The sequence below is a fragment of the Agathobaculum sp. Marseille-P7918 genome, assembly GCF_900625105.1.
In the GTDB taxonomy this organism is placed as follows: Bacteria; Bacillota; Clostridia; order Oscillospirales; family Butyricicoccaceae; genus Agathobaculum.
In genome coordinates, this window is sequence record NZ_UYYD01000001.1 from 297,501 (window position 1) to 318,947 (window position 21,447).

Annotated in this window: 21 protein-coding genes; 9 read left to right on the top strand and 12 right to left on the bottom strand. The window is 58.0% G+C overall.

What is annotated here, in order from left to right:
- Positions 1-78: 78 nt before the first annotated feature.
- The 5 genes from EJL02_RS01375 to EJL02_RS01395 all read right to left on the bottom strand — a co-directional run bounded on the left by EJL02_RS01375 (position 79) and on the right by EJL02_RS01395 (position 3,551).
- A complete protein-coding gene (locus EJL02_RS01375; RefSeq protein WP_125114621.1) occupies positions 79-1,014 on the bottom strand; it encodes a DMT family transporter in 936 nt (311 codons plus the stop codon).
- A gap of 71 nt (positions 1,015-1,085) precedes the next feature.
- Entirely contained in the window at positions 1,086-1,325 is a 240-nt protein-coding gene (locus EJL02_RS01380; protein ID WP_206426931.1) for a YlmC/YmxH family sporulation protein, read from the bottom strand.
- A gap of 4 nt (positions 1,326-1,329) precedes the next feature.
- On the bottom strand, positions 1,330-2,187 hold the full coding sequence (locus EJL02_RS01385) for a polysaccharide deacetylase family protein (protein ID WP_164510228.1): 858 nt from the start codon (positions 2,185-2,187) through the stop codon (positions 1,330-1,332).
- 84 nt (positions 2,188-2,271) lie between these two features.
- Entirely contained in the window at positions 2,272-2,823 is a 552-nt protein-coding gene (locus EJL02_RS01390) for a FumA C-terminus/TtdB family hydratase beta subunit (RefSeq protein ID WP_125114623.1), read from the bottom strand.
- Positions 2,824-2,825: 2 nt separating this feature from the next.
- Positions 2,826-3,551 (bottom strand): hypothetical protein, encoded by a 726-nt coding sequence (locus EJL02_RS01395; RefSeq protein ID WP_125114624.1) that lies wholly within the window; start codon positions 3,549-3,551, stop codon positions 2,826-2,828.
- 192 nt (positions 3,552-3,743) lie between these two features.
- Here EJL02_RS01395 and ilvA point away from each other — a divergent pair, with 192 nt between their 5' ends.
- The 3 genes from ilvA to EJL02_RS01410 all read left to right on the top strand — a co-directional run bounded on the left by ilvA (position 3,744) and on the right by EJL02_RS01410 (position 7,779).
- The gene (gene ilvA, locus EJL02_RS01400; protein WP_125114625.1) at positions 3,744-4,955 is read left to right on the top strand and encodes a threonine ammonia-lyase; all 1,212 of its coding nucleotides are present in this window, start codon (positions 3,744-3,746) and stop codon (positions 4,953-4,955) included.
- A gap of 181 nt (positions 4,956-5,136) precedes the next feature.
- Positions 5,137-7,110 (top strand): CapA family protein, encoded by a 1,974-nt coding sequence (locus tag EJL02_RS01405; RefSeq protein WP_164510229.1) that lies wholly within the window; start codon positions 5,137-5,139, stop codon positions 7,108-7,110.
- Between the two features lie 24 nt (positions 7,111-7,134).
- A complete protein-coding gene (locus EJL02_RS01410; RefSeq protein ID WP_125114627.1) occupies positions 7,135-7,779 on the top strand; it encodes a YczE/YyaS/YitT family protein in 645 nt (214 codons plus the stop codon).
- 43 nt (positions 7,780-7,822) lie between these two features.
- Here the strand turns inward: EJL02_RS01410 and EJL02_RS01415 are convergent, their stop codons facing one another.
- A complete protein-coding gene (locus tag EJL02_RS01415) occupies positions 7,823-8,164 on the bottom strand; it encodes a phenylpyruvate tautomerase MIF-related protein (RefSeq protein WP_125114628.1) in 342 nt (113 codons plus the stop codon).
- Between the two features lie 170 nt (positions 8,165-8,334).
- Between EJL02_RS01415 and EJL02_RS01420 the strand changes: the two genes are divergently transcribed.
- Entirely contained in the window at positions 8,335-9,303 is a 969-nt protein-coding gene (locus EJL02_RS01420; RefSeq protein ID WP_125114629.1) for an alpha/beta fold hydrolase, read from the top strand.
- A gap of 55 nt (positions 9,304-9,358) precedes the next feature.
- On the opposite strand, the gene EJL02_RS01425 is transcribed toward EJL02_RS01420, so the two are convergent.
- The 3 genes from EJL02_RS01425 to rpe all read right to left on the bottom strand — a co-directional run bounded on the left by EJL02_RS01425 (position 9,359) and on the right by rpe (position 11,770).
- A complete protein-coding gene (locus EJL02_RS01425) occupies positions 9,359-9,979 on the bottom strand; it encodes an HAD family hydrolase (protein WP_125114630.1) in 621 nt (206 codons plus the stop codon).
- Positions 9,960-10,958, bottom strand: coding sequence for an ROK family protein (locus tag EJL02_RS01430; RefSeq protein WP_125114631.1), 999 nt, complete (start codon positions 10,956-10,958; stop codon positions 9,960-9,962). The genes EJL02_RS01425 and EJL02_RS01430 overlap by 20 nt, the downstream gene beginning before the upstream one ends.
- Positions 10,959-11,086: 128 nt before the next feature.
- Positions 11,087-11,770, bottom strand: a complete 684-nt coding sequence (gene rpe, locus EJL02_RS01435) for a ribulose-phosphate 3-epimerase (RefSeq protein WP_125114632.1) — start codon at positions 11,768-11,770, stop codon at positions 11,087-11,089.
- Between the two features lie 290 nt (positions 11,771-12,060).
- Here rpe and EJL02_RS01440 point away from each other — a divergent pair, with 290 nt between their 5' ends.
- The 5 genes from EJL02_RS01440 to EJL02_RS01460 all read left to right on the top strand — a co-directional run bounded on the left by EJL02_RS01440 (position 12,061) and on the right by EJL02_RS01460 (position 18,805).
- Complete coding sequence (locus EJL02_RS01440) at positions 12,061-12,639, top strand: RNA polymerase sigma factor (protein WP_206426932.1); 579 nt, start codon at positions 12,061-12,063, stop codon at positions 12,637-12,639.
- Positions 12,554-13,573: a hypothetical protein gene (locus EJL02_RS01445; RefSeq protein WP_125114633.1), complete on the top strand. Its 1,020-nt coding sequence runs from the start codon at positions 12,554-12,556 to the stop codon at positions 13,571-13,573. The genes EJL02_RS01440 and EJL02_RS01445 overlap by 86 nt, the downstream gene beginning before the upstream one ends.
- Before the next feature lie 176 nt (positions 13,574-13,749).
- The gene (locus EJL02_RS01450) at positions 13,750-17,481 is read left to right on the top strand and encodes a phosphoribosylformylglycinamidine synthase (RefSeq protein ID WP_125114634.1); all 3,732 of its coding nucleotides are present in this window, start codon (positions 13,750-13,752) and stop codon (positions 17,479-17,481) included.
- Positions 17,482-17,617: 136 nt separating this feature from the next.
- Positions 17,618-18,202: a helix-turn-helix domain-containing protein gene (locus EJL02_RS01455; protein WP_125114635.1), complete on the top strand. Its 585-nt coding sequence runs from the start codon at positions 17,618-17,620 to the stop codon at positions 18,200-18,202.
- 162 nt (positions 18,203-18,364) lie between these two features.
- Positions 18,365-18,805 carry an acyl-CoA thioesterase gene (locus EJL02_RS01460; protein ID WP_125114636.1) on the top strand — a complete coding sequence of 147 codons (441 nt, stop codon included), beginning with the start codon at positions 18,365-18,367 and terminating at the stop codon, positions 18,803-18,805.
- A gap of 79 nt (positions 18,806-18,884) precedes the next feature.
- Here EJL02_RS01460 and EJL02_RS01465 read toward each other — a convergent pair whose 3' ends face one another.
- From EJL02_RS01465 to EJL02_RS01475, 3 genes are read right to left on the bottom strand one after another with little or no spacing between them, the layout of a single operon-like run.
- A complete protein-coding gene (locus EJL02_RS01465; RefSeq protein ID WP_125114637.1) occupies positions 18,885-19,910 on the bottom strand; it encodes an ABC transporter substrate-binding protein in 1,026 nt (341 codons plus the stop codon).
- Between the two features lie 31 nt (positions 19,911-19,941).
- The gene (locus EJL02_RS01470; RefSeq protein ID WP_125114638.1) at positions 19,942-20,691 is read right to left on the bottom strand and encodes an ABC transporter permease; all 750 of its coding nucleotides are present in this window, start codon (positions 20,689-20,691) and stop codon (positions 19,942-19,944) included.
- Positions 20,688-21,443, bottom strand: coding sequence for an ABC transporter ATP-binding protein (locus EJL02_RS01475; protein ID WP_125114639.1), 756 nt, complete (start codon positions 21,441-21,443; stop codon positions 20,688-20,690). The genes EJL02_RS01470 and EJL02_RS01475 overlap by 4 nt, the downstream gene beginning before the upstream one ends.
- Positions 21,444-21,447 lie beyond the last annotated feature (4 nt).

A 21,447-nucleotide genomic window follows, 5' to 3' on the forward strand; every position in this document is an offset into this window, starting at 1 on the left:
CCGGCCGCTTTCATCACGAGGTGTGCGAATTCGTGCTTTAACAGTATACGCCGCACGCAAGACTTTGTCAATCATTTTTTATGCTTTCGCAGAATTTTCCGCGATTTTTCGCAAATTTTTGTCTTCTGTCTGATCACTGTCCCCGCCAAGCAGGACCATCGCCGCGACGATCAGCGCAATGCCGCCGAAATCCATGCCGCCCAGCGGCACACCGAGCCAAACCACGCTCAGCACAGCCGAGGCGACCGGTTCCACAGACGCCAAAATGCTGCCCTTTGCCGCGCCGATGCGGCGAACGCCCTCCAGATAGCAGCAAAACGCGCAGATCGTGCCGAAAACGATAATGTACAGCATCCCCATCACGGTGACCCAATCCCACTGGCCCACCACATGCCATGGCTGAAAAATCACGCAAAGCCCCAGCCCGCCGATCAGCATGCCGAAGCCCGTGACCGGCATGGTACCGTACTGTGCAATCAACCCGCGCGGCTGCACACTGTACACCGCAATCGACGCCGCTGCCAGCACGCACCAAAACAGCGCCTTTGGTGACAGCGCCAGCTGAGACGGATCACCATGCGTTGCCAGCAAAAACGCGCCGCCCATCGCACACGCCACTGCGATCAGTTCCTTCCGCGTCGGCATCCGCTTCTCACGCAGCGCCAGCCAAAGCAGTACGATCGCCGGACCGGTATATTGCAGGGTGGTCGCGGTGGCCGCGTTGGACAGTTCGATCGAGCGGAAATAGGAATACTGGCACATCGCCATGCCGAATACGGCAAACACCAGGATCGAACCGACGCTTCTGCGCGACCGGAACAGCCGTACCGCACCGCCGCGCATGCGCCCGAGCGAATACAGCACCAGCAGCAGACCCGCCATCGTCAGGCGCACAGAAACCAGCCAGTCCGCATCCAATCCGCGGTGCTGGAACAGATACTGCCCGCACGCACCGGAAAACGCCCAGCAGATCGCGCCAAACACCGTTAAAAGATATCCCGTTTTGTTTTTCATGTTTCTCTGCTCTTTTCCCCGATTTTTCTCGCTTTCCTATCCTATCACAACAGAATCACTTTTTCCACCCGTTACGGATGAAATTTTACCAGAATATAATCCTCCCCCAGCGTTTCGATGCATCGCCAGGGGATCTCCTGATCCTGCTTTGAAAACATGCCCAGCAAGCCGCCCTGACCGGGCACCACGATCGCGGTGATCTGACCGCACACCGGGTCGAATACCAGATCGCTCACCTCGCCCAGCCGCGCCCCGTCGCACAGGTTGATTACCTCGCGGCAATGCAGTTCGGAAAATCGCATCAGACCCATGTTATCACTCTCCCAGTGCTCTTGCGAGAAAATGCTCCGTGCTTTCTCCTGCCCCACGGTTATATCGCCCCATTTCATATAGGCATGCCGGATCATCCGTCACCAGATTCATGCGCTCCTCGCAGCCCAGTGTGCACAAAAACCCCATGTCCTGCAAAATGCGTTCGCTCTCTTCCGAGCAGGCGCCAAAGGGATAAGTATAGCAGGTCGGCGCGGGCAGCCCAGCTTCCGTCAGCATCTCCTGCGTCTGCTCGGTATCCTCACGCAGCAGGGCTTCGTAACTGCTTTCATCCTCGCCGCGCCGGCGCAGACAGCCGCGCCGCTCGCCGTATTCATGCAGATTCCACGAATGATTCTGCACTTCGAACACATCCTGCATTTCCGCCAGCCGCTCAAGCCTCAGATGCGACCAGTAAGCGTTTTCCACCCCGTTTTCCGTATACTGCGCGGTCTGGCTGCCGATGACGGATATCACCGCCCGCATCCCGCGCTGCTCGAGCAGCGGATACGCGTAAACATAATTGTTATAGTAGCCGTCATCAAAAGTGATCATCACCGGCTTTTCCGGCAGCGGCACGCCGTCATTTACATACGCCAGCAGATCCGCCACCGTCACGGTCTGATAGCCGCGCGTCTGGAGCGCATCCAGATCGGCGGCGAGCACTTCCGGTGAAACCACATATTGTCCCTGCCGCGCGCTGTCTTTGAGGATGCTGTGATACATCAGGATCGGAACCTGCACGCCTTGCTGCTCCGCGAGCGTCATTACCGCTTTGCTGCGGCCGAGCAGCCCCAACGCAAACCCTAGTGCCAACACCGTACACACCGCCTGCAACGCCGTATGCCGGAATCCCAACTTCAAAAAAATCCCCTCCCCGGACTGCATTTCAGATCAGTTTATGTCCGGAAAGGGGCAAATATGCGGTTGTTGCAGCAAAGCCGCGCGTCAGCGCTTGTACTTTGCCACGCCTTCGGTATACAGATTGCCGCCGACACAGTCCTGCGAGACGATGGCGGTGAAATTCTCGACCGTCAGCCGCTTGACCGACTCACAGCCCAGATCATCGTAGGCAATCACCTCGACGTTCTTGATCGATGCCGCCTTGGCCGCGCCCGCGCCGCCGATAGCCACCATATATACCGCGCCGTTGCGCTGCATCGCGTCCTGCACAGTCTGGCTGCGCACGCCTTTGCCGATCATGCAGGCAAGGCCGGCATCCAACAGACGCGGTGCGAACGGATCCATGCGGCCCGAGGTCGTCGGTCCGACCGAACCGATCACCTGGCCCGGCTTGGCCGGCGTCGGGCCCGCGTAATAGATCGCAGCGCCATCCAGATCAAAGGGCAGCGCTTCGCCCGCATCCATTGCGGCCACGATCCGCTTGTGCGCCGCGTCACGCGCCGTGTATACCGTGCCGGTCAGCGTAACCGTATCGCCCGCGCGCAGCTTGGGCGCCATCTCCTTTAATTCCTCGGTTTTCAAATCATAATGCGCCATGCTTATTCCTCCGCTTTCGGCCGCAGATTGTTCAGAACATCCCGCAGCCCGCCTTTATTCTTTTCCGCTTCTCCCTTGCCCAGCGCCGCGCTGATCCGGTCGATCTCGCCGAGCACCTCGCTGGCCTTGCGCGCCATCTCCGCCGACTCCTGCTGGCTGCGCGTGAGCACCGTACGGTAATTTTCCTTGGTCGCGTCCAGCTGCCGCTTTACCTGATCGATCATCTCGAGCGACTGCCGGCGCAGCTTCTGAAGTTCGGTCTTGGCGTCCTCTTCGATCTGCTTGGCACGCCGATAGGCGGAAAGCTCCATCTCCGCGATCTTATCCTTGGAGGCGTCATACTCGCCGCACTTGGCGGTCAGCTTGGCGTTTTCCGCCGTCAGACGGTCATTTTCCGCCGCAAGTTCTTCCGCGCGGGCGTTCTGCGCTTCAATCTCTCCGGTCTGCATGGAAAAGCCGCGCTCGATCTGGTCCAGCTGGGCGCGGATCTTGTCGGTATCCAGCGTCATTTCCCCCAGCCGCTCGAGCAATTCTGCATTCTTTGCGGTCAGCGTCTTGTTCTGCTCGCTCAGTTCCGACATGGCCGCCTGCGCTTCGGTCAGCTGGCGGCGCAGCTCCTCGGTTTCGGAAAAATACTTGCTGTCGGTTTCCTCTATGTATCGCAGCACGTCCTCCCGCTTAAAGCCGCCGAACAACGCCCCGCGGAAGCCCTTATTCTGCTCGTCCATTCCTGTATTTCCTCCACATTACGATCTCTATGATAAAGTATAGTATAGCAAAAACCGCTTCCAATAGCAACAAAAAACGCGCTCCCCTTTGCAGCGCTCGCATTACCGCCCGGCCGCCTTACTATTTTTTCTTGCAAAAAACGATCGGCAGTGTTATGATAAATTTATCTAGCTAAATTGAGGAAGAATGCCATGTTAGAATTAAAAGATTTTGAAGCAGCGGCGGATCGACTGAAAAATGTCATCCACGACATCCCGCTGTCCACCTCCTGCACCTTCTCGGATATGACCGGTGCGGAAGTGTACCTGAAATACGAAAACCAGCAGAAAACCGGCTCCTTCAAGGTGCGCGGCGCGTACAACAAGATCATGAAGCGTTATGCCGAGGGCGATCTGCACGCTGTCGTCGCCTCGTCCGCAGGCAACCACGCACAGGGCGTGGCCTTTGCGGCCAGCTCGGTCGGCGTCAAGTCCACGATCGTCATGCCGCGCTCGACGCCGATCGCCAAGGTTTCGGCCACGCAGGGCTATGGCGCAGAAGTCGTGCTCGCGGGCAATATTTACGACGAAGCCTATGCCAAAGCGTGCGAAATCTGCGAGGAAACCGGCGCGGAATTCATCCATCCGTTTGACGATGAGGATGTCATGGCCGGCCAAGGCACGATTGCGCTCGAAATCCTGCGCGATCTGCCGTTTGTGGACATGATTTTTGTACCTGCGGGCGGCGGCGGACTGATTTCCGGCGTGGCGGCCTGCGCCAAGCAGATCAACCCGCGCATCCAGATCATCGGCGTGCAGGCAGAAGGCGCACCGGCCATCGCCAACTCGTTCCGTGCCGGCACACTGACCCCCTCGGATTCGGTGCGCACGATCGCGGACGGCATCGCCGTCAAGACGCCGGGCACAAAAACCTTCGAATATATTCAGAAGTATGTTGACCGCGTGGTAACGGTATCGGACGACGAGATCTCGTCCGCCGTTCTGCTGCTGCTCGAGCGCTGCAAGCAGGTCGTGGAGACCTCGGGCGCCGCTTCGCTTGCAGCCGTGCTCAACAACAAAGTGGACGTCAAGGGCAAAAAGGTCGTCTGCGTGCTGTCCGGCGGCAATATCGACGTGTCTTTCATTCACAAGATCGTTGAAAAGGGCCTTGTCACCCGCTGCCGTCACCTCAAGTTCTCGACCATCATGCCGGACGCGCCCGGCGCGCTCGAACGCTTCGCGCATCTGGTTGCCCAGGAAAACGCCAATATCATCCGCTTCCAGCACGATCGCGTGCAGGCCGATCTGGATATCGGCGAGGCGATCATTCAGGTCGTTTGCGAGGTTGGCGGCGTGGAACACGCCAAGCGTCTGCTCGATGAAATGGAGCGACAAGGCTATCAGGTCTTCACTTCGCAGATCTGATTTTCATCACCCAAGCAGTTTATCAGGCAGGCAGCCAAACAGGCTGCCTGCTTTTTTGTGCGCTTTTCCGCACAGACAAACCGCAAAGCCGATTGACAGCGCAATCCCCTTTCCTGTATGATGGAAACATATGGAGCGGCACGTCTTTGCTGCCGCAAACCGGAAAAGGCAGGTAAAAGAGATGAAAAAACGGCTTTGTGCCGCGGCCTTACTGGCCGCATTTCTCACCGGCTCCAGCGCCGCCGCATGGGACGGCAGCGGAATCGGTATCAGCTGGTGGGCGACCGACGAAGTGCAGGCAGCCTACGACAGCGGTGCGGTATCCCAGGACTTTGATCTCGGCACAGACTACACGCGCCCGATCACGCGCGGCGAACTGGCGCGGCTGACGGTCGATCTGGTCGCGCATGAGCAGCAGCTTTCGGTCCCCGACCTGACCGCACAGCTCGGCATCACACTGCAATCCGTTCCGCTCACGCCCGCGCAGCCCGCGGAAGAGCCGACCGCACCGAGCGAAAGTGAACCCGTCGAAACGGCCGATCCGCCCGCCGTGGACCAAACCGTATCCACCGATCCGGAAACGCCCGCATCCGAATCGGATAAACCGGTATCTGACGCCGATATGGATGATACGGCAGCGCCGCCGCTCTCCGGCGCCGACGGCGACGGGTCCGACAGCGTTCCCGACACAACCACGCCGGATACGGACCTACCTGCCGATGTGGCGGACACAGCCGACGACCGCGATATCGCAGCCGAAGCAGAACAGTCGGTTTCCGACACCGATCTCCCCGCAGACGGCTCCGCTTCTTCTGGCGACGAAGACGCACAGCTCCAACCAACTGACGAAGCTGTCCCCGCCTGGGGCGATCCACTCGACGGCGGTCTGCCCTTTGTGGCGTCCGGCAGTTTTGGCGACACACAAAGTGTATACATTGAAATTGCAGCACGGCTCGGCATCGTCAACGGCTCGAACGGCCTGTTCCGCCCGAATGATCTGGTTTCCCGCGCAGAAGCCGCTGCCATGATGCAGCGCTGCATGGGTGTGCTGGGCTGTTCGGAGGCCAACCGCCAGCCGCAGAGTTTTTCTGACAATTACGATATTCCGCGTTGGGCAGTGGAATCGGTCAAGTACATTTCCGGTCGAACCGATGTCAATGGACAAGCCATCATGGGCGGTTCGGGCGGCAAATTTTCTCCACTCGGCACCTATACGGTGGAACAGGCCATTCTGTCGCTGCGGCGCATGCAGTCCTCGCTCGCGGTCACTGAAGTGGCCGAAGGTTGGCGTGACGCACCCGGCTACAACAGCGTGCAGCTGGCGCTTACCTTTGGCGGCGACTGCACCCTGGGCCGCGGCCACAACTTCGCATACAGTGGTTCGTTTGATGAGATGTACGACAAACAAGGCCCTTCCTACTTTTTCTCCGGCATTACCGAATTTTTTAACGACGATCTGACCATGGTCAATTTTGAAGGCACGCTGACCACCGCGACCGCCCACGCCGACAAAACGTTCGTGTTCAAAGGCCGTCCGGCTTATGCCAAAGTACTGGACGCAGGCAGCATCGACGTCGTCTCGCTTGCCAACAACCATTCTATGGATTACTTACAGCGCGGCTATGACGACACGGTTCGCAATCTGTCTCCCTATGTCGCAGTTTCGGGCTACGACCGCATGCCGATCGTCACAGTCAAGGGAGTGCGCATCGGTTTTGCCTCCAATGTCGGCTGGTCATTCGACACGGCACAGAAATCCTTCATCACGAACGCCATCCGCAGCCTGCGTTCCCGCGGCGCGGAACTCATCGTGTTCAATTACCACTGGGGCATCGAAAAATCCTATCACAGCGATGCGACCCAGCGCGCCATCGGACACTACTGCATCGATCAGGGTGCGGATCTCGTGATCGGCCATCACCCGCATGTTGTGCAGGAGGTCGAAGTTTACAAAGGCAAGCCGATCGCCTATTCGCTGGGCAATCTGGTGTTCGGCGGCAACAACAACCCCTCGGATAAAAACTGTCTGATCTTCCGTCAGAACTATACCTTCGATCTGGATACCCGCGACATCACCGCTTCGTCTTATCAGGCAATTCCGTACACGGTGTCCTCGGTTTCCTGGCGCAACGACTATCATCCCACCAAAAAATAATGTGTTGAAAAGGATCGTCCCTCTATGAAGCACTTTCCCCTTCTGCCGCAGCGGCTGTTTGTTCTGCTGATCGGCGTTGCCGTAACCGAGTTCGGCAGCCAGCTTTTCGTCGCACTCAACGTCGGTGCAGACCCGTTTATGATTCTGGTACAGGGTGTTTCGCGGCAAACCGGACTGAGCTACGGTCAGGCCAGCACCGCACTGATGCTGCTCTGTCTGGCCGGCATCTTCCTGTTTGACCGCCGCCAGATCCACCCCGGCACGATCTTCTGTATTTTCTGTCTCGGACCGCTGGTGGACTTTTATGCCTTCCTGTTTGGGCGTCTGCTGCCGCAGACCCGCCCCCTTCTCCTGACCATCCTGCTGATCGCTCTTGGCTGCATCATCGTCTCGATCGGCATCGGAATTTCCGTGCGTTCGGACGCCGGCGCCTGTTCCAATGATCTGATTCCCGTTATCGCGCACGAGCGCCTTCCGTTCCTCCAACTGCGCTGGACGCGTATGATCTGGGATTTTGGCTGCATCCTGATCGGGTTCCTGCTCGGCGGCCAATTGGGTATCGGCACGATCATCGCTCTGACGCTGTACGGCCCCGGCCTGCAATTCTTTTTGCCGGTCGCCAATCGGCTGGCAGCGGCTGTCGGGCTGCCGCAAACCCAAAACCTTTAAAAAAGCACGCCGGTTTCCCGGCGTGCTTTTCGCGTTCTGTATCTTATTTCATGCTGCCCTTGGTGCCCCAGTTGGCGAACTCACTGTATGTCAGGTAGATGCCGTCCTCCGGCAGCCCGGTCGTCTGCTGCACCGCCTGAAACGCCGCCTCGGTAAACGCCTTTTGATTGGCAAATTCGGTCGAACCATAGCAGCGAACGTCCAAAAATGCCAGTTCCCGCTTTTCGCCCGCGAAATACATCGTGTGGCCGTCCGCAATATCCACCATCAGCGCTTTTTCACTTTTGCCCGGGATGACGCTGATTTTTTCCCCCAGCACGGTCTTGAGTGCGTCCTTTTGCTCATCTGATAATTTCTTTGACGTGGAAATACCGATATACGGCATAGTTTGCACCTCATTTCAAACATTTTCTCTATTATATCATGCACATTCTCCCAGTACAAGACAAGGAATTTATAAACGCTTTGTTAATTTTGCTCAAAAAATGTGCACATTTGGTTGCTTGTGTGGTATGATATTAGCAGTAATTTATACTGCCGAACGGATGTGTGCTTATGAATATCAAGTGTACGCAAAATATTTATAAAAGCGCCAACGGTGTATCCAATGTTACCTACTACATTCTGGTGCCGGAGGAAGTGGAAGTGCGCGGCATCGTGCAGCTTTCGCACGGCATGTGCGAATATTTCTCCCGATATACCGCGTTCGCAAAATATCTGTGCAGCCTCGGCTTCATCGTCTGCGGCAATGACCATATCGGACACGGTGCATCCGTAGCCCGCGCTTCCGAGCTTGGCTTTTTTGCCACCCGTGACGGCTGGAAGTATCTGGTGCAGGACGTCGAACAGCTGACCGATCTGATGCAGCGCCGCTATCCCGATCTCCCCTATTTTTTGCTGGGACACTCCATGGGTTCGCTGATCGCCCGGCTGTATCTGACCGAGTACGGAGACAAGCTGTCCGGCTGTATCCTGATCGGCACAGCCGGCCCCAATGCCGCCGCCGTCAGCGCGGCACATCTGGCCGATTCGATCGCCCACTCCCGCGGCATGACCTATCGCAGCGGTTTCCTGTCCAGTCTGACCTTCAAAGGCTTCAACCGCAAAATCAAAAACCCACACACGGTTTTCGATTGGCTCAGCCGGGATGAATCCGTCGTTTCACTCTATCAATCGGACGAAAAATGCAATTTTATTTTTACGGCGACCGGTTTCCGCGATCTGTATACCCTGATTGCCAAAGCCAATTCATCCCATACCTTTCGCCGCACTCCGCGCGAGTTGCCTTTGCTGTTTCTGTCCGGAGATAAAGACCCTGTCGGAAAATACGGGGAAGGCGTGCGCCGGGTGGTCAATCTGTATCGCGGTGCAGGCGTTAAAAACATTGAGGTCATCTTCTACAAAGATGCGCGCCATGAAGTGCTCAATGAACTGGGCCGATTGGATGCGTTCGGAGATATTTCCCGTTGGCTGGAAAATCAACTTACTGCGCAGGCGGAAACTGCGGCGCAGGCTGTCAACTGAATTTGTTTTCTCAAAGCAAAAACCGCGCTGCGATACGCAGCGCGGTTTTTTTCTGTCATTTTCTCAGCCGCAGAATCTCGCGCGGGTGTGACAAGCGGATGTCCGCCTGCAGCTGATCCGGCGCATGGCAGCCCCACATGGCCAGCGCGCCCGGAATCCCGGCAGAACGCGCACACTGCATGTCATACGGGCTGTCGCCGATGAATACGGCCTCCTCCGCGCTGCCGTCCATGCGTCTGAGGCACTCGAACAGCTCGTCCGGCGCAGGCTTGGGCGCCGTGACATCATCCGAACAGACTACTGCGTCAAAAAACTCTGCCAGACCGAGCGGCTTAACGCCGCGCGTATACTGCGAACGGTTGCGCGATGTAGCAATACCGAGCTTGTGGCCTGCGTCCCGCAGCGCGCGCAGGGTATCCATGATCCCGTCGTAAATTTCCACATGCTCCAGGTGGCGGTACGCTTCCTCTTCCCAGCTGTGCATCACCGCGTCAAATTGCTCTTCCGGTACACCGCAATAGGCAAGCCCCTGCCAGCCGGTCATGCCGAACGCAGTCTGAATTTGTTCCGGCGTCGGCGTATATCCGTGCTCGTGCAGCGCCTGCCCCAGCGCAGGCAGATAAACCGGCGCGGAATCGATCAGCGTTCCGTCCACATCAAAGATAAAGCAACTCATGAATTCTATCCTCCGTTATTTTGTTCGCCCGGTCCCACAGACCGGCATCATAATCCATATCAAACGCAGCGGAAACCACCAGTTCCGGCAGTGCCTGCGCCGGAAGCGTCTGCGCACAGGCATAGCGAATCCGCTCCAACCGCCCTTGCAGCAGCGGATTCTGATACAGCACCACCCGTTTGGGGTTGACCAGCGCCGCATACGCCCGGATCACCTGCATGTAATATGCCGTCATATCCGCCCCGGCAAACTGCGTTTTCGCGTAATCCAGATTGTGCTTGATCGGCAGATAGTGCAGCGCACCCGCAAACGACGACGCCCCGGTAAACACCTGCCCGTTCATCACAAGCCCTGCCTGCATGCCGGAAGCACTCAGATGAATCGCAACGACGACCTCGTCCATCCAGCCTTCCCGCACGCAGCAACCCATGGCCGCCAGAAAAATATCCCGCATGACAATGCACAGCGCGCCGCATCTCGCGGTCAGCTCACCCGCCAGATCTAAGCCGCGCAAATCCGCATAGGCCGCGTCCTCCGACACCTTGCCGTCGTGCACCGCGCAGTCCACACCTAAAACCGCACTGCCCAGATTGGGGTATTGCTGCCGCATCCGCGACGCCAGCTCGTACAGCATCTGCAAAACCGATGTTTTGCGCTGCTGTTCTCCCTGCTGCACCACAGCGCCGTCCAGATCACGCACCGCATAATGCAGCCTGCCGTTTTCCAGCCGGGCACACAGCATTACGCGGAAGTGCGGATCGCGCATATACTGCTGCGCACAGCGTCCGCCCGTCGATGCCGCGGCGCCCGCTTCGCGGATCTCCCCGAGCAGCACCAGCTGGTCCACCGTGCGGCTGACGGTCGGGAAACTCAATCCCGTCTCCCGCGCCAGATCGTTTTTGCTCATTGCGCTGCCGCTTCGCAGTGCATGCCGCACGAGTTCGGTATTCATGTTACGCAATCGGGTTGCATCTGCCATACGCGCACCTTCTTAAACACTTTTTAATAGTATTTTACTATTGGCAGTCTATCACAGTTTTCATACCGCGTCAAGAAAATCGCATACAAAAGCGGACGGTCAAGGCCGTCCGCTCTTATGAAAATCTGTTACTTGGTCCACTGCGCCTTTTTCACGCCCTCGGCAAATACCTCGTGGAAACCGCGAACATTGGCTGCGATATCGCCGCCGAACACCGCCGAACCCGCGACAATGACATCTGCACCGGCCGCGACAATGTCCGCCGTATTGGAGAGCTTCGCGCCGCCATCGATCTCCAGCTCGCAGGCATAACCATTCTTCTGGATCTCGGCGCGCACCGCACGGATCTTGTCCATACACTCCGGGATGAACCCCTGGCCGCCGAAGCCGGGCTCCACCGTCATGATGAGCACCATATCGCAGTACGGCAGCAGCGGGAACAGCACTTCCGCCGGGGTCTTGGGCTTGATGACGCAGGCCGCCTTGACGCCCGCAGCGCGGATCTTCTGGAGCTGCTCGAGCGTATCGCCGTTGGATTCATAATGAACGGTGATGATATCCGAACCCGCCTTGATAAAATCATCCAGATATTGATCCGGATCGGAAATCATCAGATGTACGTCGAGCACCTTGTCGGTCGCGCGGCGCAGCGACTTGACCACCGGTGCGCCGATTGTGATATTCGGGACAAAATGGCCGTCCATGACGTCCACATGCACATATTCCGCGCCCGCATCGGTCGCAATTTTGATATCCCGCTCCAGATTGGCAAAATCCGCCGAAAGAATGGACGGCGACAGTTTGATTTCCATGCTTGTTCCTCCTGTGACCGCGCAGCCGCGCACGGCATATTTTGATGATAAGCGGGCTTTGCGCGGCATCGTGCCGCCGCCTGCTTTTTCGAATACAGGGAGCGGCAGCGCGTGCGCCGCTCCCCTTTTGTTTTCATTATACCGCATTTTTCCACTTTTTCAATCTTTTTTCCGGCCCGGTCTCGTGCAATTTTCATAATCCTATGGTAAAATGGCAAAACTTCTTTTTTTCTGTTGATTGAGACGTTTATTGTCTTCCAATCGTTTTCCATGTGAGGAGGTGAAGTCCAATGCCGCTGCAAAAAGATAAGGATCAAGAAGAACTGACCGCACTATATCAGCGCAACATAGACGCGGTCTACCGCTTATGCTATGTATATCTGAGAAACCGCGCGGATGCAGAGGACGCAGTGCAGTCGGTGTTCCTACGCTATTTGCAAAAGCGACCAGAGTTTCATGGGGTGTCGCACGAAACCGCATGGCTGCTGCTGACCGCTAAAAACTGCTGTCGTGACCAACTGCGCTGCTGGTGGCGGCGGCAACGCGTCGATCTGGACGCACTGCCCGAGGCAGCCGTCCTTATGCGGGATGATGAATCGCTCGATCTGCTGAAAGCTCTGCTTGCTCTGCCGCAAAAATACCGTATACCGCTGTACCTGCACTATGTAGAAGGGTATCCGGCGAAGGAACTCGCGCCTCTGCTTGGCTGCCGAGAGAGTACCGTGCGCACGCGGCTGCAACGAGGACGCAATCTACTGAAAACACAACTGGGAGGGATACACAATGCGGACACGCAGCATACAGGAAATGCTCAATCCGAGCGAACTGCAAAAAGAACGGATGCTGCACAGCATCCAGGAGAAGCATGAACGGCTTCATGTCCCGCGCCGCCATATGCTGCGTACTGCACTGGTATGCGCCGCAGTCTGTGCGGCGATCTGCACCAGCGCATTCGCTGCCGTCTCTTTCGGCCTGATGGATGGGCTGCGCAACTTTTTACAGCCTGCAACACCGGAGCAGGAAGAGCTGCTCGCGCAGGGTGCTTATGTGGTAGACAAAAGTGACCGCAACCCCAATGGCACTCTAGAAGTCAAACAGGTCATTGGCGATAGCAATCTGGTCTATCTCCTGCTGGAATTTACCGCGCCTGAAGGCACTATACTCGACCTCGACGGATACCGTTTCAGTGGTTCGCTTGATGCCGGACAACAGCAAACGTCCGGTGCCGGATTTATCAAAATCGCGGATGATAACGAAAAAGATAACAAGATCACACTTGTCATGTGTACGCCTACCCGTGAACCGCTTGCAGGCAGCCATGCCATGCTGGAACTTTATGATCTGGAAGGCGCAAACACAGAAGAAGAAGAATACCAGACTGTGCTGTCCGGCAGCTGGTCGGTTCGCTTCCCGCTGGATTTTGAAGATTGTTCGGTCACCTATCCGATTGCGCAGACCATCTCTGCAGAAGGATACGACATAACCTTACAAAGCATTTCGGTATCCCCGCTCTCGATCACACTGCGCGCAAACAGCCCATATACCCGCGAGATCATTCAGTCCCTGGACGGGAAATACGCCCCCTATTCAGATGACTCCCCCCGTTGGTTCCCCGTCACTATTCATTATGAGGACGGAAGCACAGAGACCGCCTCCCACGGCGTACACATGGGCAGTACATCCGAAATAAATCATCTGACCGGCAATATTCTGGATATCATCACCTTTGACAGCCTGATCAACGACAAAGAAATCAATTTCATTGAAATATGCGGCACAGATATCCCGCTAACGCAGAACTGACTCCGAAAAACGCCCGTCAAAAGCGGGCGTTTTCTCATGTGCTCCGGTCTACACAAAGAATATACAGAGAATCTCCCGAATCGCCTGATATTTTGTCGCCCTCACCGATTGATTTATGCCCATAAAACAGGTAAAATAAAAATATCTTTTATCGAATGAAGGAGAGGACACGATACATGAGCGTCAATCGTTGTTATTCCGAAAAAAAACCGGGCTTTGATGTAGAAGCGCGCAGTCTGTTTTCCAGCCTGCACGACCTGCTGGAAGTCAAAAGCCTGACCCATGTGCGGTATCTTTGCCGCTATGATACCGAGGGACTCGCCCCGGAAGCCTATGAAAAAGCCAAGGGCATCGTTTTCTCCGAGCCGATGGCGGACGTATGCTACGACGAGGACTTCCCCCGTCCGGCAGGCGCTCACACGGTACTCGCGGTTGAGCCGCTGCCCGGCCAGTTCGACCAGCGCGCGGACTCCTGCGCACAGTGCATCCAGCTGCTGACCGGCGGCGAGCGCCCGACGGTTGCGGCGGCAAAGATCTATGTGCTCGAAGGCGAACTGTCGGACGCCGATATGGACAAGATCCGCGGCTACCTGATCAACCCCGTTGAAGCGCGCGAGGCGTCGATGGACAAGCCCGCGACCCTCAAGGTGGATTATGCCATCCCGACGACGGTTGCATCGGTCACTGGTTTCATCCATATGGACGAAGCCGCACTGAATGACCTGCTGACCCACATGGGACTTGCGATGGATTTGGACGACCTCAAGTTCCTGCAGGCCTATTTCCGCGACGAGGAAAAGCGCGACCCGACCATCACCGAAGTCCGCATGGTAGACACCTACTGGTCGGACCACTGCCGCCACACCACTTTCCTGACCGAGATCGACGGCACCAAGATCGACGACCCGATGGTGCAGTATGCGTTCGACCGCTATCTCGCGGCGCGCATCGAGGTCTATGGTGAGGAAAAAGCGGAAAAGCGTCCGGTCACGCTCATGGATATTGCGACGGCGGGCGCCAAAGTGCTCAAAAAGCGCGGCTATCTGAAGAACATTGACGAATCCGAAGAGATCAACGCCTGCTCGATCAAGGTCAAGGCTCTGGTAAACGGCCATTACGAAGACTGGCTGCTGATGTTCAAGAACGAGACCCACAACCATCCGACCGAGATCGAACCGTTCGGCGGCGCGGCGACCTGTCTGGGCGGCGCGATCCGCGACCCGCTCTCCGGCCGCAGCTACGTCTACCAGGCCATGCGCGTGACCGGCGCGGGCGACCCGACGGTGCCGCTCTCCGAGACACTCGAACACAAGCTGCCGCAGCGCAAGCTGTGCCAGACCGCAGCGGCAGGCTATTCGTCCTACGGCAACCAGATCGGTCTGGCCACCGGTTTGGTGCATGAAATCTATCACCCGGGTTATGTCGCCAAGCGCATGGAGATCGGTGCGGTTGTCGGCGCGGCGCCGCTGGAAAACGTCATCCGCGAAGTGCCCGAGCCGGGCGATATCGTCATCCTGCTCGGCGGCAAGACCGGCCGCGACGGCTGCGGCGGTGCCACCGGCTCCTCCAAAAAGCACACCGAAGCGTCGCTCGAGACCTGCGGCGCAGAAGTCCAGAAGGGTAACCCGCCCGAGGAGCGCAAGATCCAGCGCCTGTTCCGCGACGGCAACGTCACCCGTATGATCCGCCGCTGCAACGACTTCGGCGCGGGCGGTGTATCGGTCGCCATCGGCGAGCTGGCCGACGGTCTGGACATCAATCTGGATGCTGTTCCGAAGAAGTACGACGGTCTGGACGGCACCGAGCTGGCCATCTCCGAATCGCAGGAACGCATGGCGGTCGTTGTTCGCGCAAAGGACGCGGATGCGTTCATCGCCGCCGCTGCCAAAGAGAATATCGAAGCGGTCGTTGTGGCTGTCGTCACGGACAAGAACCGCCTGTGCATGACATGGAACGGGAACACGATCGTAGATGTTTCGCGCGACTTCCTCAATACCAACGGCTGCGCCAAGCATGTGACCGCCGAGGTTGCTGCCCTGCCCGCGCCGTCCATTTCCTGTGCGCCGGAAGGCAAAACCGAAGCGGAAAAGCTGCTCAACCACGCTTCCACCCTCGGCATCTGCCTCGAGCGCGGTCTGGTCGAGCGGTTTGACGGCTCGATCGGCGCAAACTCGGTCTTTATGCCCTTCGGCGGCAAGTATCAGCTGACCCCGACGCAGGTCATGGCAGCAACCATGCCCGCGCAGAACGGCCAGTGTGAGACCGCATCTGTCATGGCGTTCGGCTTTGACCCCTATTACACCGAGCAGAACCCGTTCCTCGGCGCATCGGCCGCAGTGATTGAATCGGTGGCCAAGCTCGTGGCCGCGGGCTGCGACTTTGAAACCGCCTACCTCACCTTCCAGGAATACTTCGAGCGTCTGGGCAAGGACCCGAAGCGCTTTGGCAAGCCGCTCTCTGCGCTGCTCGGCGCATACACCGCGCAGGAAGAGCTGTGCCTCGGCGCGATCGGCGGCAAGGACTCGATGAGCGGCTCGTTCGACGACATGGACGTACCGCCCACGCTGGTCTCCTTTGCGATCGCCCCGCAGGATGCGTCCCGCCTGATCTCGCCCGAATTCAAGGCAGCAGACCATCCGGTTTACTTCTTCGACGCACCGTACTTCCAGGATGGCTCGGCAGATTACCAAACCATGAAGCACGTCTGGAACGAGGTTGCAAACCTCATTGCATCCGGCAAGGCGGTTTCCGCGTGGGCGCTGTCGGTCGGCGGCATCGCCGAGGGCATTTGCAAAATGGCGCTCGGCAACAAGATCGGCTTTGCGTTTGACGAATCCTTCCCGACCGAAGCGCTGTACCTCAAAAACTTCGGCGGCATCCTGATCGAAGCGGCGGAAGAACTGCCCGCCTACTGGCTGGTCGGCCGCACGACCGCAGACGAGAAGATCACAGTCGCAGGCGAGTCGGTTTCTCTTGACGAGCTGACGAACGCCTTTGAAGGCCGCCTGGAGAGCGTGTTCCCGACCAAGGCGCCGGCTGAGGACGAGCACCTGACTACTGTCTCCTACACCGAGCGCAATACCAAGGCGCCAGCCGTCAAGTCCGCCAAGCCTTTGGCCGTCATCCCGGTATTCCCGGGCACCAACTGCGAATATGACACCGCGCGCGCGGTGGAAAACGCAGGCGGCGCGGCCGAAATCATCGTCGTGCGCAACTACTCCGCCAGCGCGCTTGCGGAAAGCGCAGAGCAGCTGGAAAACGCCATCCGCCGCGCCCAGATGGTCATTGTACCAGGCGGCTTCTCGGGCGGCGACGAGCCGGACGGCTCGGGCAAGTTCATCGCCTCGTTCCTGCGCGGCCCCGGCATCAAGGACGCGATCCACGAACTGCTGCGTCAGCGTGACGGCCTGATGCTCGGCATCTGCAACGGCTTCCAGGCGCTCATCAAGCTGGGTCTGGTGCCCTACGGCGAGATCCGCGACGAGATGACCGGCGACGACCCGACGCTGACCTTCAACCTGATCGGCCGTCACCAGAGCCGCTATGTGACCACGCGCGTGGCCTCGGTCAAGAGTCCGTGGCTGTCGTCCTGCAACGTCGGCGACCTGCACTCGATCGCGATTTCGCATGGCGAAGGCCGCTTCGTCGCCCCGCAGCACGTCATTGACGACCTCGCGAAAAACGGCCAGATCGCGTTCCAGTACACCGATCTTGCGGGCAACCCGTCCATGGATATCGCTTGGAACCCGAACGGCTCGATGTGCGCGATCGAAGGCATCACCTCGCCCGACGGCCGCGTCCTCGGCAAAATGGGCCACACCGAGCGTTACAGCCCGTTCGTCGGCCGCAACATCTACGGCGAAAAGTACCAGCCGATCTTCGAAAACGGCGTCAAGTACTTCAAGTAACCGTCCCTACCGCAACAATAAACGCCGGCACCCATTGTGCCGGCGTTTTTCTTGTTCTTTGCTGACACTCTACGTTTCGTAGGTTGCTTCCCCGGCATTCCGCATGGTATCCTACGGTATGAAAGGAGCAAAACATATGAATCACTATATCACAGGCGCGGTCATCAAGCGGCTGCGCGAGGCAAAGCACATGACGCAGGCACAACTGGCCGAAAAGCTGTGCGTGAGCGATAAAGCCGTTTCCAAATGGGAAACCGGCAAGGGTTTTCCCGACGTTTCCCTGCTTGAATCCCTGGCAAGCGTCCTGCAGGTTTCCCTGCCCGAGCTGCTCAGCGGCGAGCAGGTCATCAATACCAACCGCGCAGCCAATCTGCTGCGCTCGCAGCTGTATGTCTGCCCGATCTGCGGCAACGTGCTGCACAGCACCGGTCCGGCCGTCATTTCCTGTTGCGGGCTGACACTGCCGCCGCTCGAAGCGGAAGAAGCGGATGCGGAACACGCCGTGCAGTGCGAGGTGATCGAGCACGAACACTATGTCACCATCGACCATCCGATGACCAAAAGCCACTACATTTCCTTCCTCGCCTGCGTTACCGGCGACCGGTTTGACATAGTCAAGCTCTACCCGGAAGGCAATGCACAGGCCCGCTTTTTCATCCGCGGACACGGCATGCTGTACTGGTACTGCAACCGCCACGGCCTGTTCCGTCAGCGTATCTGAGTTTGTCTGCCCGACGCTCGACAAACGCTGTTTTTTGTGCTACCATAGAGGTGCAAAACCGTCCACGCTTTTGTTTTGGCCGCGTCTGGCGCGCGGTCCGCTGTATCAAACAAACCGAAGCGCCCCGTCGGGCGCTTTCTCTTTTGGAAAGGAATCAATGCTATGACCCCCTATGAACACAAAGTACAGTATTACGAGACCGACGGCATGGGCATCGTCCATCACTCCAACTATATCCGCTGGTTTGAGGAAGCCCGCGTCGATCTGCTCGAGCAGCTTGGCTACGGCTACGACCGCATCGAAGCGGAAGGCTTCGGCAGCCCGGTACTCGAGGTGCACTGCAAATACAAAACTATGGCGCGCTTTGGCGATACCGTGCTGATCTACGCGCAGATCACCGAGTACAACGGTGTCCGCATGGCGCTGCACTATGAGGTGCGCGATGCGCAGACGGACACCTTGCGCTGTGAAGGCGAAAGCCGCCACTGCTTCATGGGACGCGATGACCGTCCGGTATCGCTCAAGCGCAGCTGGCCCGCACTGGATAAGGTCTTTGCCGCGCAGCTGGAAGCCTATCAGGCAGCCAACAGTGCGCAGCCGTAACCGCAACACAAAAAAGAAAGCCGTTTGGGAACATACATGCTCCCAAACGGCTTTTTACTTGCATAGAATCCGAATTTACTCAAAAATCGATGGTCGCCATCACTTCGGAAACGTCTGGCTTGGTCGAAATCAGACCTTCATCATACATCCAGTCGATGTTCTCCTGCCAGCAGGTTTCGCTCTGGCTGAGGAACGGCGCATCCGCGGTCTCCATCAGCGGCAGCAGCGTCTGACAGGACTGCTTTTCCACATCCGGATCCAGTGGGAAGTTGGATTCGTCCTGATTGTCCAGCAGCACCTGCAAAACTGCGTCGGTATCGTTCTGGAAATCATCAAAGCCCTTAGCGCAGGCGCGCAGGAAGCCCGCGAGCACCTCCGGCTCGTTTTCGATCATGTCGTCGTTTGCCAGGAAAATACCTTCGTAGTACTGCGGCACACCGTAGTCGTCCGGGAAGAAATAGTTGACCTCAAAGCCTTCCTTCTCCATCTGCGGCACTTCGTGGTTGACCAGACAGCCGATCGTTGCATCGACGTTACCCGTCACCATCGAGCTCATCAGGTCAAAACCAACATCGACCATCTTCACGCTCGACGGGTCCTGACCGCTGTTCTTCATAATGCTGCGGATGAGCGCTTCGGACAGCTCGGTGCCTGCATAGCCGACCGTCTTGCCGACCAGATCGGCAGGCTCGGTAATGTTCTTCTCCTTGAGCGAAAGAATGATGTTCAGCGGTGCCTGCACAACAGCCGCGATCGACTTGACCGGCACATCTTGCTCCACGCGCGCCTGAATGACGTCCTGCTGATAATACAGGCCGATATCCGCCTTGCCGGCAGCGACCATGCTCATCGCGTCGTTGACGCCCGCCGGCGGCTGGATGTTGACCTTCAAGCCTTCCTCCGCGAAGTAACCGGCCTGCTCTGCCTGATACAGGAATGCGTGCAGCGCATTCGGATACCAGTCGAGCACCACGGTCAGCTCGCGCAGATCGCCGCTGTTCGTATCCTCCGTGTTTTGCGCGTTATCTCCGGCCGTCTGGCCGCCGGCGCAGCCGCTCAGCAGCAGCGCACATGCCGCCAGCGCGGCAAAAAATCTCTTTTTCATTTATATTCCGTTCCTTTCTGTTGTATCTCTGTTATAAACTGCCGCGCCAGGTGACGACCTTTTTCTCGATCCACGACACGATGGCCACCGCCACCATTGCCACAACACTGAGCAGCACGATGGGCGCAAACACGCCCGCGCCGTCCAGCTGGGTCATCATGCGGCGGCTGAAGTAGCCCAGACCCGCCTGCGCACCCAGCCATTCGCCGATCGCCGCACCGATGATGGACAGCGGGATCGCCATTTTGATGGCCGAGAAAAAGTACGGCAGTGCCGCAGGCAGCTTGAGCTTGAGAAAGATCGCACGCTTGCCCGCGCCGAAGGTTTTGAGCATGTCGATCATGTCCGTGCTGGCCGAGCGGAACCCGTCGAACACGGTAATGGCGATCGGGAAAAATGTGATCAGCACGGTCACCAGCACCTTGCTCCAGATCGTGTAACCGAACCAGAGCACAAAGAGTGGTGCAAGCGCGGTGGTCGGGATGGTCTGCGAGGCGACGATCAGCGGATAGAGCATTTTCTCCGCAACCGGACTGGCATCCATCCATACAGCGAGCAGCAGGCCGAGCACGATCGAGATCGCAAGGCCGATTCCCGTGCAAAGCAACGTCGCGGGCAGATGTGCGGTCAGCAGCGGACCGCGCAGTTCCCACATGCGCACCAGAATCTGCGTCGGCGACGGCAGGATATACGCCGCATTCATGCCCATTGCCCCCGCCTGCCATACGATCAGCAGCGCAAACAGAAACAGCAGCGCGGGCAGATTTGCGTTTTTCTTCATGCCGACACCTCCCGCCGCAGCAGGTCGATCAGCTGCTCGCGCAGAGCGAGCATGCCGGGCTCGGTCAGGCACGCACGCGTGCGCGGATACGACACGGGTACGTCAAATGACACCAGCCGGCGGATCGGTGTTTCCTCAACGACCAGCACGCGGCTGGACAGGAAAATCGCCTCTTCGACGTCATGCGTGATGAACAGCACGGTCTTGTGGTCGCTCTCCCACTGGTCAAGCAGCCACTCCTGCATATTGATGCGCGTGAGAAAATCCAGCGCGGAGAACGGCTCGTCCAGCAGCAGCAGTTCCGAGCCGGTCAGCAGCGTGCGCGCAAAGGCCGCGCGCTGCCGCATACCGCCGGACAGCTCGTCCGGACGCTTGTCGCCCCAGCCGGTCAGGCCGACGTGCGCGAGCGTCTCGTCCGCGCGGCGTACCATCTCCGCGCGGCTGATGCCGCCGCGGATCTCCATGGGCAAGCACAGGTTATCCCGCACGCTCCGCCACGGAAACAGCAGGTCGCGCTGCGGCATATAGCCGCAGTAACCGCGCCGCCCGTCGATCTTCTCCCCGCCGACCAGAATCTCGCCCGACTTTTTGGGCAACAGCTGATTGGTCAGGCGAAAAATCGTGGACTTGCCACAGCCCGACGGGCCGATGACTGAAACGAACTCGCCTTTCTCGATGTGAAACGACAGGCCGTCGATGATGTTGAAATCCTCGCTGTCATACTGGAAAACGACGTTTTGAAACTCGAGCATTGTC

What these genes read in the sequence shown, in the direction of transcription:
- EJL02_RS01440 (WP_206426932.1), top strand. Translation starts at nt 12,061, where the DNA reads ATGCCGCTGCAAAAAGATAAGGATCAAGAAGAACTGACCGCACTATAT.
- EJL02_RS01410 (WP_125114627.1), top strand. Translation starts at nt 7,135, where the DNA reads ATGAAGCACTTTCCCCTTCTGCCGCAGCGGCTGTTTGTTCTGCTGATC.
- EJL02_RS01375 (WP_125114621.1), bottom strand. Translation starts at nt 1,014, where the DNA reads ATGAAAAACAAAACGGGATATCTTTTAACGGTGTTTGGCGCGATCTGC.
- EJL02_RS01465 (WP_125114637.1), bottom strand. Translation starts at nt 19,910, where the DNA reads ATGAAAAAGAGATTTTTTGCCGCGCTGGCGGCATGTGCGCTGCTGCTG.
- EJL02_RS01395 (WP_125114624.1), bottom strand. Translation starts at nt 3,551, where the DNA reads ATGGACGAGCAGAATAAGGGCTTCCGCGGGGCGTTGTTCGGCGGCTTT.
- rpe (WP_125114632.1), bottom strand. Translation starts at nt 11,770, where the DNA reads ATGGAAATCAAACTGTCGCCGTCCATTCTTTCGGCGGATTTTGCCAAT.
- EJL02_RS01390 (WP_125114623.1), bottom strand. Translation starts at nt 2,823, where the DNA reads ATGGCGCATTATGATTTGAAAACCGAGGAATTAAAGGAGATGGCGCCC.
- EJL02_RS01470 (WP_125114638.1), bottom strand. Translation starts at nt 20,691, where the DNA reads ATGAAGAAAAACGCAAATCTGCCCGCGCTGCTGTTTCTGTTTGCGCTG.
- EJL02_RS01430 (WP_125114631.1), bottom strand. Translation starts at nt 10,958, where the DNA reads ATGGCAGATGCAACCCGATTGCGTAACATGAATACCGAACTCGTGCGG.
- EJL02_RS01420 (WP_125114629.1), top strand. Translation starts at nt 8,335, where the DNA reads ATGAATATCAAGTGTACGCAAAATATTTATAAAAGCGCCAACGGTGTA.
- EJL02_RS01380 (WP_206426931.1), bottom strand. Translation starts at nt 1,325, where the DNA reads ATGGGTCTGATGCGATTTTCCGAACTGCATTGCCGCGAGGTAATCAAC.
- EJL02_RS01460 (WP_125114636.1), top strand. Translation starts at nt 18,365, where the DNA reads ATGACCCCCTATGAACACAAAGTACAGTATTACGAGACCGACGGCATG.
- EJL02_RS01425 (WP_125114630.1), bottom strand. Translation starts at nt 9,979, where the DNA reads ATGAGTTGCTTTATCTTTGATGTGGACGGAACGCTGATCGATTCCGCG.
- ilvA (WP_125114625.1), top strand. Translation starts at nt 3,744, where the DNA reads ATGTTAGAATTAAAAGATTTTGAAGCAGCGGCGGATCGACTGAAAAAT.
- EJL02_RS01405 (WP_164510229.1), top strand. Translation starts at nt 5,137, where the DNA reads ATGAAAAAACGGCTTTGTGCCGCGGCCTTACTGGCCGCATTTCTCACC.
- EJL02_RS01455 (WP_125114635.1), top strand. Translation starts at nt 17,618, where the DNA reads ATGAATCACTATATCACAGGCGCGGTCATCAAGCGGCTGCGCGAGGCA.
- EJL02_RS01445 (WP_125114633.1), top strand. Translation starts at nt 12,554, where the DNA reads ATGCGGACACGCAGCATACAGGAAATGCTCAATCCGAGCGAACTGCAA.
- EJL02_RS01415 (WP_125114628.1), bottom strand. Translation starts at nt 8,164, where the DNA reads ATGCCGTATATCGGTATTTCCACGTCAAAGAAATTATCAGATGAGCAA.
- EJL02_RS01450 (WP_125114634.1), top strand. Translation starts at nt 13,750, where the DNA reads ATGAGCGTCAATCGTTGTTATTCCGAAAAAAAACCGGGCTTTGATGTA.
- EJL02_RS01475 (WP_125114639.1), bottom strand. Translation starts at nt 21,443, where the DNA reads ATGCTCGAGTTTCAAAACGTCGTTTTCCAGTATGACAGCGAGGATTTC.